This is a genomic window from Jeongeupia sp. HS-3 (genome assembly GCF_015140455.1).
Classification (GTDB): domain Bacteria; phylum Pseudomonadota; class Gammaproteobacteria; order Burkholderiales; family Chitinibacteraceae; genus Jeongeupia.
This window is the reverse complement of record NZ_AP024094.1, coordinates 372974-389929: the sequence shown is the minus strand read 5'-3', so window position 1 is coordinate 389929 and position 16956 is coordinate 372974. Positions and strand designations below refer to the sequence as shown.

Below are 16956 nucleotides of genomic sequence, written 5' to 3'. Positions count from 1 at the left end.
GCCATGTTCGGAAAACAAGCAGCTTCGGGTGCGTTACTGTTATTCCAATCACGACACACCGAGCTCGAATGCCTCCGGCGAGTCGAAAACAGCCATTAGAGCTAACGCCAGTCTCTCGCTTAACAAGGCAATCGCTGCGCGCCTTTCCCCTTGCCTAGCTCACTCATCCGGCGTGTCGGGCAAGCCCGGAAACAGCACATCGGTATACCCGAACCGGGTCATATCGCGAATCCGCTGCGGGTAGAGAATGCCCCACAGGTGGTCGCATTCATGCTGCACCACGCGGGCATGAAAGCCATCCACCTCGCGATCGATCACCTGCCCCTGCGCATCGAAGCCCTGATAGCGGATCCGGGTATAGCGCGGCACTTCGCCGCGCAGGCCGGGGACTGAGAGGCAGCCTTCCCAGCCCTCTTCCAGTTCCTGGGACAGCGGCGTGATCACTGGGTTGATCAGCACCGTCGGCGGCACCGGCGCAGCGTGGGGATAGCGCGGGTTGGCGTCGAAACCGAAGATCACCACCTGCAGGTTGATGCCGATCTGCGGCGCGGCGATGCCGACGCCATCGGTGGCGTGCATGGTGTCGAACAGGTCGACGATCAGCGCGTGCAGCTCGGGTGTATCAAAAGCCTGCACCGGCTCGGATTGCTGCAGCAGGCTTGGGGTACCCATTTTCAGAACCGGTCGAATCGCCATTTTTCACTCACTGAATTTGCTTGAATGCGCTGCGCAGCCTGATTAGCGGCGCAGCGCTGCGCCGAAGGCTGCGGCGACTTGCTCGACTTCGCTGCGGCCCACCTGCCAGTGGGTGACGAAACGCCAGACGCCGGCTTCAGGCAGATTGGCCTTGATGCCCTGCGCCAGCATTTTGGCAATCACTGCGTCGGCATCCAGATGGATATCGAGCAGCTCGAAAAACACCATATTGATATCAAGCTGGTCACGGTGCACCACCACACCCGGTAGCTGTTCGAGCAGCTCGGCCAGCAGTCTGGCATTGGCGTGGTCGTCATGCAGCCGCAAGCTCATTTCGTCCAGCGCAATCAGCCCCGGCGCGGCGAGCACGCCGACCTGACGCAGCCCGCCGCCCATCAGCTTGCGCTTTTTCCGCGCGCGTTCGATGAAGTCCGCCGGGCCGGCGAGGATGGAGCCGACCGGCGCCGCCAGCCCCTTGGATAAACAGAACATCACGCTGTCGGCGTATTGCGTCAGCTCGCGCGCTTCGACGCCGAGCGCCGCCGCGGCGTTGAACAGCCGTGCGCCGTCGAGGTGTACCGGAATACCAGCGGCTTGGGCGACGTCCCAGAGCTCGCGCATCGTCTCCAGCGGCATCACGCTGCCATTGCCACGGGCGTTCTCGATGCAAACGAGGCCGGTGCGCGGCAAATGGATGTCGCCGCCCGGGCGAATGCGCGTGCGTACCGCGTCGCCATTGAGCTGCAGCACCGGGCGCAGGTTGACGCCGGCGATGATCGCCGCGCCGCCCACTTCGTGCCAGACGATATGGCTGTCCTCGGCCACGATCACTTCGTCGCCGCGCTCGCAATGGGTGAACAAGGCGAGCTGGTTGCCGAAAGTGCCGCTGGGCACGAACAGCGCCGCGTCTTTGCCCAGCGCGGCGGCGGCGGCGGTTTCAAGCGCTGCGACGGTCGGATCGTCGCCGTACACGTCGTCGCCGACGACGGCATCGGCCATGGCCGCGCGCATTGCCGGGGTCGGCTGGGTGACGGTGTCACTGCGTACATCGATCCATTGCATCGCAAAACCTTCCTGAATCCATACATGTATAAGAAAACAGCCAGCGGCTCACAGGCCGGCAAACTGCCGCACGGCATAGATCAGCAGGCCGATCAGGCCGCCCACCAGCGTGCCGTTGACGCGAATGAACTGCAGATCAATGCCGACATTGGTTTCCAGCCGGTCGGCCAGCACCTTGTCATCCCACGCCTTGAGCTGATCGGCGATGAATATGCCGATTTCACTGCGGTAGCGCGTCAACGATTGCGCGGCGAAGGTGCGCAAACGCAGATTGAGCCAGTCGGCAAAAACCACATCGTCGCGCAGGCGCCGCCCGAGCTGCTTGACCGCGCCGCCCAATTTGGCGCGAATCTGCGAATCATCGCGCTCCAGGTCATTACGCAGCCAGCCGAGTACGTCGCGCCACAGCCCGTCCAGCCCCTGCTGCAAGCGCGAATCATCCAGCAAGGATCGTTGCCACGCAGCCAGTTGCTGGCGTGTCTGCGGATCATGTTCGAGCGCGCTCATCCAGTCGGTTAGCTGGGTATCGAAGGCCAGCCGCAGCGGGTGTTCATGATCCGCCAGTGCGCGTTCCAGCTCGTGCGAGCTGGCCGCAATCAGCTTGCGCGCCAGATAGCGGCCGCCCGCTTCATCCAGCGCCACCCAGCGCAGCACATTGAATTCATTGGCGATCAGCGTGGCCAGATAATCTTGCGTTTGCGGTGTATCCAGCCGCGCCAGCGCGGTGCGCACCACACTCTCGAACACCTGCTGATGGCCATCGGCCTTGCGAACGATCCGCAGCAGCGCGGCGATGCGACCGGCGAGATCAATCTGTGCCAGCTGCTTCAGCGCCAGATCGCGCACCAGCAGGCTCATTTTGGAATCGTCGAGCATGTCGAGCAAAAAACGAAAGAACTGCGTCCCCTGTTCGGTCAGCTGCCGGCCATTGTTGGGCCGCGCCAGCCATACCGCCAGCCGCCGCGCCGGATTGAACGCATCGATGCGCTTGGCCAGCACATCGGGCAGAAGGAAGTGCGTTTCGATGAATTGCCCGAGGCTATCGGCGATCCGCGCCTTGTTCTGCGGCACGATCGCCGTGTGCGGAATCGGCAGCCCCATCGGATGCTTGAACAGTGCGGTGATCGCAAACCAGTCGGCCAGCCCACCGATGACCGCCGCCTCGGCAAACGCCGCAAGATAACCCCAGCCACCACGGCCGCCGCCCACCAGCAAGGCCAGCAGCGCCAAGGCCGCCATCAACAGCAGCAAACCGGTTGCGCCGGCGCGGGATCGCTGCAGGCGCTGCCTTTTTTCGGCTTCGCGCTGGGCGTAGAGCGCGGCGGTAAATGTGTCCGATGACATCACGGCTCGAATCGTTGAATCAACCCTAACGATAACAGCGCGGCGCACGCAGACCAATGCCCGCTTTACATTACCGATGATGTCATCGCCATAATAGCCAGCACTCAGGTGACATGATTCGGTGCTATACCGCTGCAGTACCCCACTCAATCATGAAGGACGATTCATGCTCAAAGGAAAAGTCGCACTGGTGACCGGATCGACCAGCGGCATCGGCCTGGGTATCGCCCATGCCTTCGCCCGCGAAGGCGCCACGGTGGTGCTCAACGGTTTGGGCAAACCCGAAGAGATCGAAGCAACGCGCGCGCAACTGGCCGCCGATACCGGCGCCAGCATCAGCTTCATCGGCGCCGATCTGAGCCGTGCCGATGCGGTGGCCGAGCTGATCGCCAAGGTCGAGACCGAGCACGGCCGGCTCGACATCCTCGTCAACAACGCCGGCGTGCAACATGTCTCGCCGATCGAGGATTTCCCGCCGGAGAAATGGGACCTGATCATCGCGCTCAACCTGAGCGCGGCCTTTCACGCCATCCGCCTCGCGGTGCCGGGCATGAAGGCACGCGGCTGGGGCCGGATCATCAATATCGCCTCGGCGCATGCACTGGTGGCATCGCCGTTCAAATCGGCCTATGTCGCCTCCAAGCACGGCGTGCTCGGGCTGACCAAGACCGTTGCGCTCGAACTGGCCGAGTACGGCATCACCGCCAATGCCATCTGCCCCGGCTATGTGATGACGCCGCTGGTACAAAAGCAGATTCCCGATACCGCCAAAGCGCGCGGCATCAGCGAAGAAGCAGTCATCCGCGATGTGTTGCTGGCCTCGCAGGCGACCAAGCGCTTTGTCGAGGTCGACGAACTGGGCGCGCTCGCCGTGTTCCTGTGCAGCGACGGCGCCAAATCGCTCACCGGCACCGCACTGCCGGTGGACGGCGGCTGGACGGCGCATTGATCGGCAAACGATAGACCGCCCAATATAAAAACATCAGGGAGAAATCATGACAAAACGAAAAATCGCCATCGCCTGCCAGGGTGGCGGCAGCCAGACCGCCTTCACCGCCGGCGCGCTGAAGGCACTGTACGACAACGGCTTCGGCGAGCATTTCCGCCTGACCAGCATCAGCGGCACCTCCGGCGGCGCCTTGTGCGCTGCGCTGGTCTGGTACGCGCTGCTGAAAGGCGACGACGACGTCCCGGGCCGGATGATGGCGCTCTGGGCCGACAACACCGCGCAGACGCAAGCCGAGGAGCATTTCAACCACTACATCACCGAATCGCTGCGTGCCACCAACAGGGGCCAGTTGCCGCAGTTCAATTTCAGCCCGTACTCGCCGCTGCTGCAGACGATGATGAGTCTGTCCACCTCGCAATTGCGGCCGCACTTCACCGATTTTCATGCGCTGCTGAGCAAGCACATCGATTTCGACGAACTGGCCGCCAGCGGGCCGCGTCCCGATCTGCCGGCGCTGCTGCTGGGCGCCGCCGAAATCCTGTCCGGCCAGCAGGTCAAATTCAATTCGCGCGAACAATCCATCCGCATCGAGCATCTGCTGTCGTCATGCGCGGTGCCCAACCTTTTCCCTGCGGTCGAGTTCGATGGTGGCGCCTACTGGGACGGGCTGTTTTCCGATAATCCGCCGGTCGACGAGCTGGCCAAAGCCGCCTTTGTCGGCGCCGACAACCTGCCCGACGAAATCTGGGTCATCAAGATCAACCCGACCGGTTGCAACACGGTGCCGCGGGCACCCGAGCAGATCCTTGATCGGCGCAACGAGATGGTCGGCAATATGTCGCTGTTTCATCAATTGAACAGCATCGGCTTCCTGAACGACTTGTTGCGGCGCGGCGCATTCAACACCGATTTCCTCAACCAGTTCCAGATCACCGAACCGGTGCTGATCCCGCGCTGCTTCGAGAATGAACCGGCGCAGCCCTATCACATTCCGTTTATCGAAATGTCGCAAGCCTTGCAGGACGATCTCGATTACGAGAGCAAACTGGATCGCAGCCCGGAAAATCTGGGCCGGCTGATTCGTGATGGCGAATCGCAAGCGCGGCAGTTTCTCAACGGGCGCATGAGCGCGCTCGAGCTCGGCTGATCCGGGCCTGCAGCGGCACGCCAACGCGCCGCTGCAGACTGACTACAACATCCGCACGGCAAGGCAATGCATGCCGGCGCTTCGCTGCTAGACTCGGCCATTCGCCGCTTCGTACGGATCCACCATGCATCTGCTCTGCCCCATCGATACCGTCCACTCCGACATCCTCACCCCCGCGCTCGACCGGATCTTCGGCATCCAGCACATGACCGTCGCCGCACACAGCCACCGGCTGAACGCGGCCGCCGACATTGCCGACATCGCTGCGGCGGCGCAGATCAAATGCGACATCATCGAGCTGACCGGCGAGGATTCGCCATCACTGCTGCGCGGCACGCTGGCACAAATCATCCACGAAGCGCCAATGCCGACGCTGATCAACCTCAGCGGCGCCAGCCCCATCCTTGCAGCGCTGGCGCAAGAGGTCGCGCTGCTGCGACAGGTGCCCAGCTTCGTGATCCACCCCGAACGCGATACGCTGGTCTGGCTCAACCACCTGCCCAATGTGCAGCCGGCGCAAGGCCACAACGTCGCCGACCGGCTGACGCTGGAAGGATATTTCGGTCTGTTCGGCTGCGACGTCATCGAAACCTCGCTTGACCTGAAGCACCGCAAACCACCGCTGGAAAAACTCGCCCGCCATATGGCCTGGTTTGCCAGCAACGATCCGCGCCAGTTGTATTCGCTGATGCAGCATGTCGTTCGCGCCGATGCAAATGGCCTGACCGCGCCACTGCCGCGCGAACTGCAGCCCTATTTGATGGCGATCGAACAGGCCGGGCTGATCACGCTGCTGCACGGCGGCGAGCTGAAGCTGCGCGATGCACAGGCGCTACGCTTTCTCAACGGAGGCTGGCTCGAATACTGGCTGTTCGCCGAAGCCGCCAGCCTGATCGGCCAGTGCGCCATTCATGATGTGGCGTGTGGCGTGCAGATCGTCACTCACGACGGCGTCAAAAACGAATACGACCTGGCCTTGCTGTGCAACAACCAGCTCTATCTGGTCGAATGCAAGACCCAGCAACCGGAAAACCGCCAGATCGGCCGAGGTGTCGGCAATGAGGTGCTGTTCAAGCTCGACAGCGTCTCGCACCTGTCCGAACTGGACGCCCGGGCAATGCTGGTCAGTGTCAGCCGGCCAACCGATCATGAGATCCACCGCGCCGAGCAACAAGACATCGAAATCGTTTGCGGCCACGATCTCGTCGATCTGCGGCAACACCTCAAGGATTGGCTCAGCGCACATTAAGTTTGAATGTGCCGGTGCATAATTCGGTCATGGCCGGCCTTTGGCCGGCGTCTCTTTCTTGACCGGAGCACTTCATGAGCAATCAAGACATTCAGCGTCTCAACCCAACCCCGATCTGGTCGGATGCGGTGGTTTTCAACCGCATCGCCTGCTTCGTCGAAGTCCCCGAAAGCGGCGATAGCTTCGCCGAACAGACCCGCGCACTGCTGGCGCAGGCCGAGCGCACGCTCGCGGCGATCGGCTCGGACAAAAGCCGGCTGATGATGGTGACGATCTATCTGCCCGATCTGGCCAACCGCAAGGTACTGAACGAGATCTGGGCCGAATGGCTGCCCGAAGGCAGTGCGCCGGCACGCGCGTGCGTGCGCGCCGAATTGGCCTCGCCGGACCTGCAGATCGAAATCGCCTTCACCGCCGCCACCTTGGGCTGACCCGGCGCCTCACCCCGAAACCCGCGTGTCCCGGTGCGCCATGGTGCACCAGAGCACGCCGGCCAGCAGGCAGGCGATGGCCGACGCCTCAAGCACCGTCGGCAGGCGCTGGGCCCACAGAAAACCGTAGAGCAGCGCGAACACCGTTTCGAAGATGATCATCTGGCCGACCAGCGTCAGCGGCAACAGCCGGCTGACACGGTTCCACAGACCGTTGCCGAGGATGGACGCGCAGATTGCGACCGCAGTGGTGACACTCCAGAACCACAGCCAGTCCGACGCCTGATGCCCCTGTTGCGGGCCGCCGAATGCCGGCGCCACCAGCAGCAAGGCCAGCCCGCCGGTCACCACCCCGGTCAGCAGCGACCAGTCATGCCCGGAAATGTCCGGCCGCCGCGCCAGCCAGCGGCTGTTGACGACCGAATACACCGCCCACGATGCCAGCGCGCCGAAGGCGCACAGCAGGCCGGCCGCCCGCAAGCCGGAACTTGCCAGCCCGGTTTCGGCCCGCATGGCCTCGATGCCGACCAGCCCCACCCCCAGCACGCACAGACACAGCGGCCAGACCAGCTTGCGCACCTGCACCGCGCCATGGTCGCGCGCGCCGACCAGCGTGACGACGACCGGCAGCATGCCGATGATCAGCGACGTCGCCGCGCCGCCGGCCCAGCGCACCGCATTCGCCAGCAGGATGTAGTAGACGATGTTGCCGAGCAGGCCCAGCCCGAGCAGCGCCAGCCACTCGTCGCGGCCGAGCGTCAGCGCGCGCCAGCGCGGCAACAGCAATAGCGCGGCCGCCAGGCCGTAAACCAGATAGCGGGCCGCCGACAGCTGCAGCGCCGAGAAGCCGGCGAGCACCTGCGGCGCCAGGAACACGCCGCCCCACAGCGCCCCCGCCGCCACGCCATTGCCCACCGCGATCACCATCCGTCCGCGCATACTGCCCTCCTCCTGTGACGGCAAGCATAAGCGGGCGCTTGGCACCGGTCTTGGCCGGCACTCGCGCGTTTTATACCGGGACTACTGCCGGTGGCGTTTGCGAAAGGCCGCGGGCGTTTCGCCGGTCGCCATGCGCAGCGCGCGGGTCAGCGCGCTCTGGTCGGCGTAGCCGGCATCCAATGCCAGTTGCGCGATCGGCCGGTCGGAATGGCGCAGCGCGTCCTGCACCGCCTGCAGCCGCAAGCCGGCCAGCCAGGCCTGCGGCGTCTGGCCGGTTTCGGCGCGGAACAATACATGCAGCCGGCTCGCGCTCAGCCCGACTTCGGCGGCCATACTCGCCACGCTCCAGTCCTCCCCCGGCCTCGCCTCGACATGCCGGCGCAAGGCATCAAGACGCCGCGGCTGCGGCGCAGCCGGCACGAGCGATGCGAGCAGCAAGGGCAGGCCGTGTTGCGCCACGGCGGCCGGCACGCTGCGGTCGTGGCAGGCCAGATCGATGAACTCGATCAGCCTGCGCGTCGCCGCCGAAATGGGCACAAAGGTCTGTCGCCGCAAGCGCTCGACCACATCGTCACCCAGATCAGCGACCTCGCAATCGAGCACCAGAAAGCGGTTCTCGCCTTCGGCCGACTGGGCGTGGGCGGTATCCGGCGCTATGAAGGCACCGCGTGCGACATCCAGCCGGCCGCCGCTGCCGCCGACCTCGATGTCGAGCCGGCCAAGCACCGGCAGCACCAGCTGGACGTGCGTGTGCTGGTGTGACGCACCGCCGGCACCGTAGCTGCGCAGACTCAGAGGAAGCAGGAGATCCATACCCGGACCATACGCCAGCCGTATGGCGTCGTCGACTTGCCGCAAAACCTACTGGCCGGCGCTGCGACGCCCTTGATGCCCATGCGGTAAAGTCACCCGAATACGTCGCCAAGGCTTGGCATCACGCGAACATTCGCCGGTGGCGAAACGCGCACCGACCTCATCCGGGAACAAACATGTCGTACCAGTATGCGTACATCGACTCGCCGCTCGGCAAGCTCAAGCTCGTTGCCGACGACGCGGCCCTCGTTGCCATCCTGTGGGAGAACGACAAGCCCGGACGGGTGCCGCTCGGCGCAATGACCGAGGACCGCGAGCAACCGGTGCTGATCGAAACAACGCGCCAGCTCGGCGAATACTTCGACGGCCGGCGCACCCGTTTCGAGATTGCGCTGTCGTTCAGCGGTACCGCCTTCCAGCAGCAGGTCTGGGCGGCGCTGCTGACGATTCCATTCGGCGAAACGCGCAGCTATCTGGACATCGCCAGACAGATCGGCAACGTCAGGGCCGTGCGTGCCGTCGGCGCGGCCAACGGCCGGAACCCGATTTCGATCATCGCGCCGTGTCACCGGGTCGTCGGCGCATCGGGGCAGCTGACCGGCTTTGCCGGCGGGCTGCAGGCCAAACGGATGCTGCTGGCGCTGGAAGCCGGCGGCGGATTGTTCGACACCGCCGACTGAGCCGGATCAGGCCGCTGCCGGGTACAAGCCACCCATGCGCCACTGCTGTTCGAGCACGCCGGGGCCGAATTCCTTGCCGCCGCCGAGCTGCTCGGCCAGCCCCTGGAAGTAGGCGGCTTCTTCGAGCAGCAGGATGTACTGCGACACGGCGAGGATGCTCTTGCCCCAGAATGTTGCGCCGCCGTTGGCTTCGAGAATGGCCGGCGTATGCGGGTTCTCAGCGATCCGGTCGAGGATGAAGCTCGCCTCGGCCGGGCGGCGGTCGATGTAGACCGGAATCTCGCGCGCCAGCGTCACCCGTTGCGCCGGCGCATAGCGGATCGGCAACACCCGGTGGGCGCTGGCCCAGCCGCCCAGATACGGCGTGTGCACGTGGATGACGGTATTGATCTCCGGGCGCTGCGCGAAGATCCGGCCGTAGCGGGCGCCACCTGCGCCCTGCCGGCCGTTGCCCGACACCGGCGTGCCGTCGATGCGGATCACCGCCGGCTCGGCGCCCTTCTCGTCCCACGGCCCCGGCGCCGACTGCACCACCAGCGCAGCCTGCCCGGGCACGCGGGTGATCGCCTGGAAGGTGTTCGTTGCCGACAGCGTGCGGGTGTCGCGCAGCACGCGGCTGGCCTGCTCGAAATCGCGCTGCGCCTGCGCGACGAATTCGGCGAGTTCGAGTTTCGAGGTGGTGGGCTGATTGTCAGACATCATGTCTCCTTGGGGGTATCGATGCCCTGGCGGGCGTATGCGGGTTTGATGGGATGAAGCTCAGCAACGCCAGCGCAGCAGCCAGTGCGCCAGCCGCTCGAAACCGCGGCTCAGCGTGTAGCCGAGCGCGCCGATCACCGCGACGCAGACCAGCACGATGTCCATGCGGGCACCGGTCTCGGCGGTGAACATCAGCGTGCCCAGCCCCGGGCCGGCGGCGAACAGCAGCTCGGTACCGATCGCGGCCATCCATGCCACGGCCAGCGACTGCGAAACGCCGGTGAGTACGCTCGGGCTGGCCGCCGGCAGCGTGACGTCGGCAAAGGCGCGCCACGGCGACAGCTTCGAGATCGCCGCCAGCTCGCGGTAGCGCCGGTCGACGCCGCTCAGCCCTTCATGCGCGCCGAGCAGGGTCGGGAAAAAGGCCGCCATGCCGATGACGAAGAGCTTGGCCGGCTCGCCGTTGCCGAGCCACAGCCCCAGCAACGGCGCCCAGCCCAGCAGCGGCACCTGTCGCACGGCGTTCAGCACCGGCGTCAGCACCCGGTCCAGCGGCCGCGACGACACGGTCAGCACCGCCAGCACGAAGCCCGACCCCACGCCGATCGCCAGCCCCAGCGCCATCCGCGCGAGGCTGGCGCTGAGCGCGTGCCAGAGCTCGCCGCTGCGGACGAGTTCGGCTATCCCGGCCAGCATCTGCGATGCCGGCACGAACACCATCGCATAGGCCTGCCCCTGCCCCGACAGCCACTGCCAGACGATCAGCAGCAGCACCGGCAGCAACAGCGGTTTGAGCCTGCGGCGGCTTGATTCGGAAAGGGTCATCATCATGTCCTCAGCGCTTCCAGCGCAGGGTCAGCGTTTCGAGCTGGCGCACGCTGCGGTCGAGCGCGAAGCCGATCACGCCGGTCAGTACGACGCCGAGCATGACGATGTCGATGCGGAAGATCTGCCGCGCCATTTCCATCATCTGGCCGATGCCGTTCTCGGCGGCGATCTGTTCGGCGACGACGAGCAGCATCCACGAGCGGTCGAGGCCGATGCGCAGGCCGGTCAGGATCGATGGCAGCGTGGCCGGGATCAGCAGGTGGAACACGGTGGCCGTACGCGACAGCTTGTAGAGCCGGGCGACTTCGAAATAGCCGGCCGGAATGTTCCGCACCGCATCGTGCGCGGCGATCGCCACCGGGAAAAACACGCCCTTCACGACGATGAGGATCTTGAAGGTTTCACCGACGCCGAAGGCAAGGATGAAGGGCGGAATCAGCGCGATCGTCGGGATGTGCCGGAACAGGTGGAACAGCCCGCCGGCGTAATCCTCGACATTGCGCGACACCGCCATCGCGGCGCCGAAGACGAGGCCGCCGAGCGCGCCGAGCGAGAAGCCGATCGCCAGCCGGGTCAGGCTCACGTCCAGATGCCCCTGCAGCTCGCCGTCCTGCCACAGCGCGATGCCGGCGTCGGCCACGGCCAGCGGCGACGGCAGCAGTTGCGGCGAAATCCAGCCGCTGCCGACCAGCGCCGCCCAGCCGAGCAGCAACAGCAGCGGCACGCTCAGCGACGACCACGGCAGCGCAATCCGCCAGGCCGGCCACTGAATCGGCCACGGCAAGGAAACCGGTTTGTTCATTTCATGCTCCCGCCGCGTTCAGCGCGGCACGTCCGGCATGGCGGCCGGCGTGCACGCGGCACGCCAGCGTCGTCAGCAACACCATCGGAATCCATGCGAGGAAGACATGCTGGACGGGCATCCAGCGGTTCAGCAGGCTGCCGGCCATCGCACCGGCGAATGCGCCGGCCATCGACGCCAGATTGAACAGCCCGGAGATGCGGCTCTTGTCCATGCTGTGGCGGCTGAGCTGGGTCATGTTCAGCAGGTGGATCATTGCCGCGCCCAAGCTCATCAGCACCGCACCGGCGGCCAGCGCGGCGAAACCCTGCCCGGTACCGAGCAGCATCAGCCCGCCGCTGGCCGCGGCCACGCTGAAGGGATAGACCTGACGCTCGCTCAGCCGCGACACCACGCGCCCCAGCCCCATCAGCCAGAGCACCGATGCCGCGCCCTGCACCATCACCAGTTGCAGCGCCTCGGCACGGCTCATGTGCAGCGACTGGATCGCCACCACCATGATGAAGGTGCCGTACAGCGCATTGGTCGCGCCCGCCAGCACCTCGATCAGGCAACTGTTGCCGATCTCCGGACTGCGGAGCATGTCGCGCAGGCCGGCCAGCATGCCCGTCGCCGGGCCGGCCTCAGGTGGCGCCACCGGCCGCGCTTCGGGCAGAAAGGCGTGGCCGTACACCGCCATCACGGCAAAGCTGGCGGCGACGACGGCGAAAATGCCGGTATTGCCCAGCCGTGCGCCGAGCAGATCGGCGACCGCCGGCCCGCACAGGCCGATGCCGACCACCAGCGCCGCCCTGTACCAGCCGGCCCGGCTGCTGCCGGCGTGTTTCAGGTGTTCGAGAAAAGCGCTGTTCATCGAGACGATACGGAACGGGATGCACAGGCCGATCAGCAATTGCGTCAGCGCGATCGCGTACCAGACGCTGGTGAACGGAATCAGCAGGTTCAGCAGCAGCGGCCCCAGACTGGCGATGAAATACACCCGCCGCGCGCCGAAGCGGGCGATCAGGAAACCCGCCGGCACCGTCACCAGCACCATGCCCAGCGATTCCATCGCCGAGATGAAGCCGACCTGCGCCGCATCGGCGCCCAGATGCAGCGCATAGAAGGTCGTGACCAGTTTGGCCGTGCCGATGGTCGCGCCGCTGAGCATCGCCAGCAGTACGAAATGCAGCAGGAAACCGCACGGAGGCACGCCGGCGTCGCGGGCAGCACTCATTGGCGGGCTACCTTCGTATCGGCCCAGAACTGCGTCAGCCCGAGCGATTTGAGCGCGGCATTGACGAAGCGCGGCTCGAACGTCGCCGGCATGTCGACGTCCTTGCCGATCAGCTTCGCGCCCTTGGCATAGCGCGCCTCGTCGCGGTAATGCGCGGCCAGTGCGTCGGTGAACAGCGGCGAGGCGCGCTGCTTCCACGCGGTCGCATCGCCGTCGTAATCGCGCTTGATCACGCTCTCGGGCAGGCCCGAAGCCGCCTGCAGCCGGATGTAGGCATCGCGGTTCTGTTCGAGCGACGCCCAGTGCGCCGCCTTCACGTAGGCATCGACGACCAGCTGGGTCACTTCCGGGTTCGCGGCGACGAAATCGCTGGCGCCCCACAGTTCGGCGCGCATCTGCCAGCTTTCCGGCGACTGCTTCGAGTTCCAGATGACCTTGCCGACGCCCTTGTCGACCAGCAGCCACGCATCCGACAGCGTGAAGAACGCATCGACACTGCCCGAGCTCAGCGCAGCCGCACCGGCCTGCGGGTTCAGGTTCACCAGCTTGAAGTCGTTCGGCCCGAGCCGGTTGGCCTGTGCCAGTTGCAGGAAGGGGAACTCCCAGGGCCGGCTGCGGTGCAGCGCAATGCGCTTGCCCTTGAGGTCGGCGATCGATTTCACGCTCGAACCGGTCGGCACGACCAGATACGTCGTCGACGTGCCGCCCGGCACCAGCAGCTTCGTTCTGATGCCCGAGGCGTTGGCAATCACCGACGGCAGATCGCCATAACCGGCGAAATCGATCCGCCGGTTGGCGAAGGCCTCGTTGATCTGCGGCCCGACCGCAGCCGTGGACACCGGCACCCAGGTCAGCTTGACGCCGCGTTTGGCCAGCGCCTTTTCGAGATCGCCCTGCTGCGCGATCAGCCCGGATGTGCCCGAGTAACTGGTCTTGCCGTTGCTGGCGTAGGAAATCGTCGAAATGCGCACCTCGCGCACGGCGTCGGCGGCGCTGGCCAGTGGCGAGAGCGTGGTGATCAGTACCGCCAGCAAGGCGGTCAACAGCGGTTTGCGCTTCATCTGTGTTCCTTCGGTTCAGGCTGGGCGGTCGTCGCCGCCAGCCTTTGCAGCGGCGCCGGATCGATCCAGGCCGCGATATCGACATCACCCGGCAAGAAGCCGTGTGCGAGCAGGAAATCCTTGAACTGGCCGAGCGCGGCGATCGCCTCAAGCTGCAGGCCGGTGCCGAAGCGCTCGTGCACCTCGTCGCCGTAAGCGAGACGCAGCCACGGTTCGGTCGAACCGGTTTCACGGCCGAGCTGGTAATGCACCTGCTTCTGGTTCACGCGCGCCCAACCGTCGACGTCGAGCACGCGGCCCAGGAAACGGTCGACCAGATCGGGCCGCTCGGCCAGCAGCGCGGCGCTGACGGTGATCGGCCGTGGCGAGCCGTTGTTGATGCGGATGGCCGGGTCGGGATGGAAGCCGATATCGGTGATCACCTGCGCACCGAGCAGCTGCGCGGTTTCAAGGCCGAGCGAGCCCTTGGCGTAGATCGCATCGACCTCGCCGCGCACCAGCGCCCGCCCCTCGGCGGCGTACAGCGCACGGCTGGTGACGCTGCCCGGGTTGGCGAAATGCGCGCGCAACGGCTCGGCATCGGCCGGCGCGGCGGTTACCGGCACGTCGACCAGCTCGACATCGGCCAGGCTCAGGTCGGCGAGCGACAGCGCGCTGGCAAAACCGCGCAGCGCCGCGGCGCGGAAAATGTCGATGCGCTCGCCGGCGCGCAACGGCAGGCCGATGCGTTTGCCCCTGAGATCGGCGATGTCGCGGATGCCGGCCTGCGGCAGCGCCAGCAGCACCTGCGATTCGTCGATCCAGCTCAGCCCGATCACGCGGGTGTCGGCGCCGGCGGCACGCGCCCAGATCGCCGGAATGCTGCCGCCCTGGCGGAAGGCATTGGCGAGCGAATGATCGACATGCGCGTGCCGGACGGCCTCGGCGCCGGCCTGCTGCAGCGAGCGCACGCGGACCGGTTCGGCGGCGAAGGCGTCGTCGAGCCAGCCCAGATGGGCGGCGATACCGAGCGGCGTCGGCACCGGGCAGCGGGTGAACCAGAGCGTATCGGGAGAGGAAGTCGTGGAAGTCGTCATGGTTTGTCCGTCAGGGATCAGCCGCCCGGCTGGGTCAGCACCGACAGCCGGGTGATGCCGGCACGCTCGATGCTGGCGATCGCCTTGGCGACATGGCGGTAGGCGACGCCCTCGTCGGCCTGCAGGTGCAGGCTGAGGTCGGCGGCGCCGCGCTTGAGCGCGCTCAGTTCGGCTTCGAGCGCCTCGGCCTTCACCTCGCGCTTGTCGATGAACACGCGCTGCTGCGCATCGATGCTGACGGTGACGGCTTTTTCCGGCGCCGGCGCGGCGGTGGTTGCGGTCTTGGGCAGGTTGATGTGGACCGCGTTGTTCAGCAGCGGCGCGGTGATGATGAAGGCGACGAGCAGCACCAGCATCACGTCGACCAGCGGCGTGATGTTCATTTCGCTGAGGACTTCATCGCCCTGGCTGGAAGTGGAGATGGCCATCAGGCTGCAACCTCCTTGAACGGCACGCCACGGATCACCGCCGACGGATTCGCCGCCGGCCGGATGCGGAAGCCGTTCTGCTGCGCGAGGTTGACGAAATCGGTGGCGAAGTCGTCGAAATCGGCGCCGGCGAGCTTGAGGCGACGCAGGAAGAAGTTGTAGGCGAGCACCGCCGGCACGGCGACGGCGATGCCGACGCCGGTGGCGATCAGCGCCTCGCCGATCGGGCCGGCGACGATGTCGATGCTGGCCGACGCCGCATGGCTGATCGCGCCGAGCGCATGGATGATGCCGAACACGGTGCCAAAGAGCCCCACGAACGGCGCGGTCGAACCGATCGACGCCAGCACCGCGAGCCCGCTTTCAAGCGTGCGGCGCTCCTTGTGGATCTGCTGGCGCAAATGGCGTTCGAGCAGCTCCTGCCTGTCCCAGCTGTGTTCGAGATCGTGCACGCTGCCGTCGCTGCCGCGCAGCGCGGCAAAGCCGGTCGCGGCAAGCCGGGACTGCGGGCCGGCCGCGTCGGTCAGCGCGGCCGCCTGTTCAAGGCTGGCCGCCGACCAGAAGGCCTTGGCGTAGGCACGGTCCTGCCGCGCCACGCGCCAGTGCTGCCAGCCCTTGAGCAGGATCAGCGACCAGGTCAGCACCGAAAAAACGCCGAGCGCCCACAGGGTGCCGTCAACGATCAGGGTGGTCAGGAATTCGGACATGATTTACCTCTTAGTTGGCGAGTTTGAATTCGATGGGAACGACGGCCCAGCCGTCGAGCGGCGTGCCGCCGCGCTTGCTCGGCACGAAGACCCAGCGCTTCACGGCCTTGATCGCCGCGTCGTCGAGCATCTTCCGGCCGCTCGACTGCTTGATCTCGATGCGGTCGGCGCTGCCGTTGGCGAGCACGAACACCCGCAGCAGCACCTTGCCTTCCCAGCCCTGGCTCATCGCCATCGGCGGGTAATCGGGCGCCGGGTTGTGCAAATAGGCGGTCGAACCGTTGGCTTCGGTGACCGTCTCGGAAGCCGGCGCGGGCGCGGCGGCCGGAGCCGGCTCGCGGCTGACGGCGACGGTGTCGGCCACGGGTGCGACCGCCGTGGCGTTCGGTGCGGCGACCGGGCGGGCTGTCGCCGTCGCGGCTTTCGCCGGCTTCGCCGCCTGCGGCTCGGGCGGGCGCGGTTTGGCCACTTGCGGCGGAGGCTTGACCGCCTGCGGGAGTGGTTCGGCCGCCTGCGGGCTTGGCTTGACTGCCTGCGGCAGCGGTCGCGCCAGTTCGATCCGGATCGGCGGCACCTTGGCCGGGATCACGGCGGGCGCCGGTTTCGGCGAACCCGACAACAAGGCCGCGCCGCCCCAGTGCACAGCGGCGATCAGCAAGGCCAGCGCCAGCCAGAGCCGGTACGGCGACGACGGTTCGTCCGCCGGCACAATCGTGGCCGGCGCCACCGGCCGGCTCGCCGCCACAGGTCGCGCCACCGCATTTCGCAATACGGCGCGGCGCGGGCTACGCCCCCACGACAGTTCGGCGGTCGTCATTGCGTTCTCCTG

19 protein-coding genes are annotated in these 16956 nt (G+C 66.1%); 5 read left to right on the top strand and 14 right to left on the bottom strand.

What is annotated here, in order from left to right:
- Window positions 1–159 precede the first annotated feature (159 nt).
- From def to JLC71_RS01905, 3 genes are read right to left on the bottom strand one after another with little or no spacing between them, the layout of a single operon-like run.
- The gene (gene def, locus JLC71_RS01915; RefSeq protein ID WP_200916999.1) at window positions 160–696 is read right to left on the bottom strand and encodes a peptide deformylase; all 537 of its coding nucleotides are present in this window, start codon (window positions 694–696) and stop codon (window positions 160–162) included.
- A 42-nt stretch (window positions 697–738) separates the two neighbouring features.
- Window positions 739–1758 (bottom strand): low-specificity L-threonine aldolase, encoded by a 1020-nt coding sequence (ltaE, locus tag JLC71_RS01910; protein WP_200916998.1) that lies wholly within the window; start codon window positions 1756–1758, stop codon window positions 739–741.
- A 48-nt stretch (window positions 1759–1806) separates the two neighbouring features.
- The gene (locus JLC71_RS01905; RefSeq protein ID WP_200916997.1) at window positions 1807–3102 is read right to left on the bottom strand and encodes a DUF445 domain-containing protein; all 1296 of its coding nucleotides are present in this window, start codon (window positions 3100–3102) and stop codon (window positions 1807–1809) included.
- A 166-nt stretch (window positions 3103–3268) separates the two neighbouring features.
- On the opposite strand from JLC71_RS01905, the gene JLC71_RS01900 reads away from it, so the two are divergent.
- The 4 genes from JLC71_RS01900 to JLC71_RS01885 all read left to right on the top strand — a co-directional run bounded on the left by JLC71_RS01900 (window position 3269) and on the right by JLC71_RS01885 (window position 6878).
- Window positions 3269–4051, top strand: a complete 783-nt coding sequence (locus JLC71_RS01900) for a 3-hydroxybutyrate dehydrogenase (RefSeq protein ID WP_200916996.1) — start codon at window positions 3269–3271, stop codon at window positions 4049–4051.
- Window positions 4052–4097: 46 nt separating this feature from the next.
- Window positions 4098–5198 carry a patatin-like phospholipase family protein gene (locus tag JLC71_RS01895; protein ID WP_200916995.1) on the top strand — a complete coding sequence of 367 codons (1101 nt, stop codon included), beginning with the start codon at window positions 4098–4100 and terminating at the stop codon, window positions 5196–5198.
- Between the two features lie 124 nt (window positions 5199–5322).
- Window positions 5323–6447 (top strand): Card1-like endonuclease domain-containing protein, encoded by a 1125-nt coding sequence (locus tag JLC71_RS01890; protein WP_200916994.1) that lies wholly within the window; start codon window positions 5323–5325, stop codon window positions 6445–6447.
- A 74-nt stretch (window positions 6448–6521) separates the two neighbouring features.
- The gene (locus tag JLC71_RS01885) at window positions 6522–6878 is read left to right on the top strand and encodes a RidA family protein (protein ID WP_200916993.1); all 357 of its coding nucleotides are present in this window, start codon (window positions 6522–6524) and stop codon (window positions 6876–6878) included.
- A 9-nt stretch (window positions 6879–6887) separates the two neighbouring features.
- Here the strand turns inward: JLC71_RS01885 and JLC71_RS01880 are convergent, their stop codons facing one another.
- Complete coding sequence (locus JLC71_RS01880) at window positions 6888–7817, bottom strand: DMT family transporter (RefSeq protein WP_236250944.1); 930 nt, start codon at window positions 7815–7817, stop codon at window positions 6888–6890.
- Window positions 7818–7898: 81 nt separating this feature from the next.
- The gene (locus JLC71_RS01875) at window positions 7899–8630 is read right to left on the bottom strand and encodes a helix-turn-helix domain-containing protein (protein WP_200916992.1); all 732 of its coding nucleotides are present in this window, start codon (window positions 8628–8630) and stop codon (window positions 7899–7901) included.
- Window positions 8631–8806: 176 nt separating this feature from the next.
- On the opposite strand from JLC71_RS01875, the gene JLC71_RS01870 reads away from it, so the two are divergent.
- Window positions 8807–9310, top strand: coding sequence for a methylated-DNA--[protein]-cysteine S-methyltransferase (locus JLC71_RS01870; RefSeq protein WP_200916991.1), 504 nt, complete (start codon window positions 8807–8809; stop codon window positions 9308–9310).
- A gap of 6 nt (window positions 9311–9316) precedes the next feature.
- Here JLC71_RS01870 and JLC71_RS01865 read toward each other — a convergent pair whose 3' ends face one another.
- From JLC71_RS01865 to JLC71_RS01825, 9 genes are read right to left on the bottom strand one after another with little or no spacing between them, the layout of a single operon-like run.
- A complete protein-coding gene (locus JLC71_RS01865; protein WP_200916990.1) occupies window positions 9317–10009 on the bottom strand; it encodes a class II aldolase/adducin family protein in 693 nt (230 codons plus the stop codon).
- Between the two features lie 60 nt (window positions 10010–10069).
- Complete coding sequence (locus JLC71_RS01860) at window positions 10070–10834, bottom strand: ABC transporter permease (RefSeq protein WP_200916989.1); 765 nt, start codon at window positions 10832–10834, stop codon at window positions 10070–10072.
- Window positions 10835–10844: 10 nt separating this feature from the next.
- Window positions 10845–11639: an ABC transporter permease gene (locus tag JLC71_RS01855; protein ID WP_200916988.1), complete on the bottom strand. Its 795-nt coding sequence runs from the start codon at window positions 11637–11639 to the stop codon at window positions 10845–10847.
- Window position 11640: 1 nt separating this feature from the next.
- Window positions 11641–12855, bottom strand: a complete 1215-nt coding sequence (locus tag JLC71_RS01850; RefSeq protein WP_200916987.1) for an MFS transporter — start codon at window positions 12853–12855, stop codon at window positions 11641–11643.
- Window positions 12852–13916, bottom strand: coding sequence for a PhnD/SsuA/transferrin family substrate-binding protein (locus JLC71_RS01845; protein ID WP_200916986.1), 1065 nt, complete (start codon window positions 13914–13916; stop codon window positions 12852–12854). The genes JLC71_RS01850 and JLC71_RS01845 overlap by 4 nt, the downstream gene beginning before the upstream one ends.
- Window positions 13913–14992 (bottom strand): ABC transporter substrate-binding protein, encoded by a 1080-nt coding sequence (locus JLC71_RS01840; RefSeq protein WP_200916985.1) that lies wholly within the window; start codon window positions 14990–14992, stop codon window positions 13913–13915. Before JLC71_RS01840 ends, JLC71_RS01845 begins: the two co-directional genes overlap by 4 nt.
- Before the next feature lie 17 nt (window positions 14993–15009).
- Window positions 15010–15420, bottom strand: a complete 411-nt coding sequence (locus JLC71_RS01835) for an ExbD/TolR family protein (RefSeq protein ID WP_200916984.1) — start codon at window positions 15418–15420, stop codon at window positions 15010–15012.
- Window positions 15420–16127, bottom strand: coding sequence for a MotA/TolQ/ExbB proton channel family protein (locus tag JLC71_RS01830; RefSeq protein WP_200916983.1), 708 nt, complete (start codon window positions 16125–16127; stop codon window positions 15420–15422). The genes JLC71_RS01835 and JLC71_RS01830 overlap by 1 nt, the downstream gene beginning before the upstream one ends.
- A gap of 10 nt (window positions 16128–16137) precedes the next feature.
- The gene (locus tag JLC71_RS01825; protein WP_200916982.1) at window positions 16138–16944 is read right to left on the bottom strand and encodes an energy transducer TonB; all 807 of its coding nucleotides are present in this window, start codon (window positions 16942–16944) and stop codon (window positions 16138–16140) included.
- Between the last annotated feature and the right edge of the window lie 12 nt (window positions 16945–16956).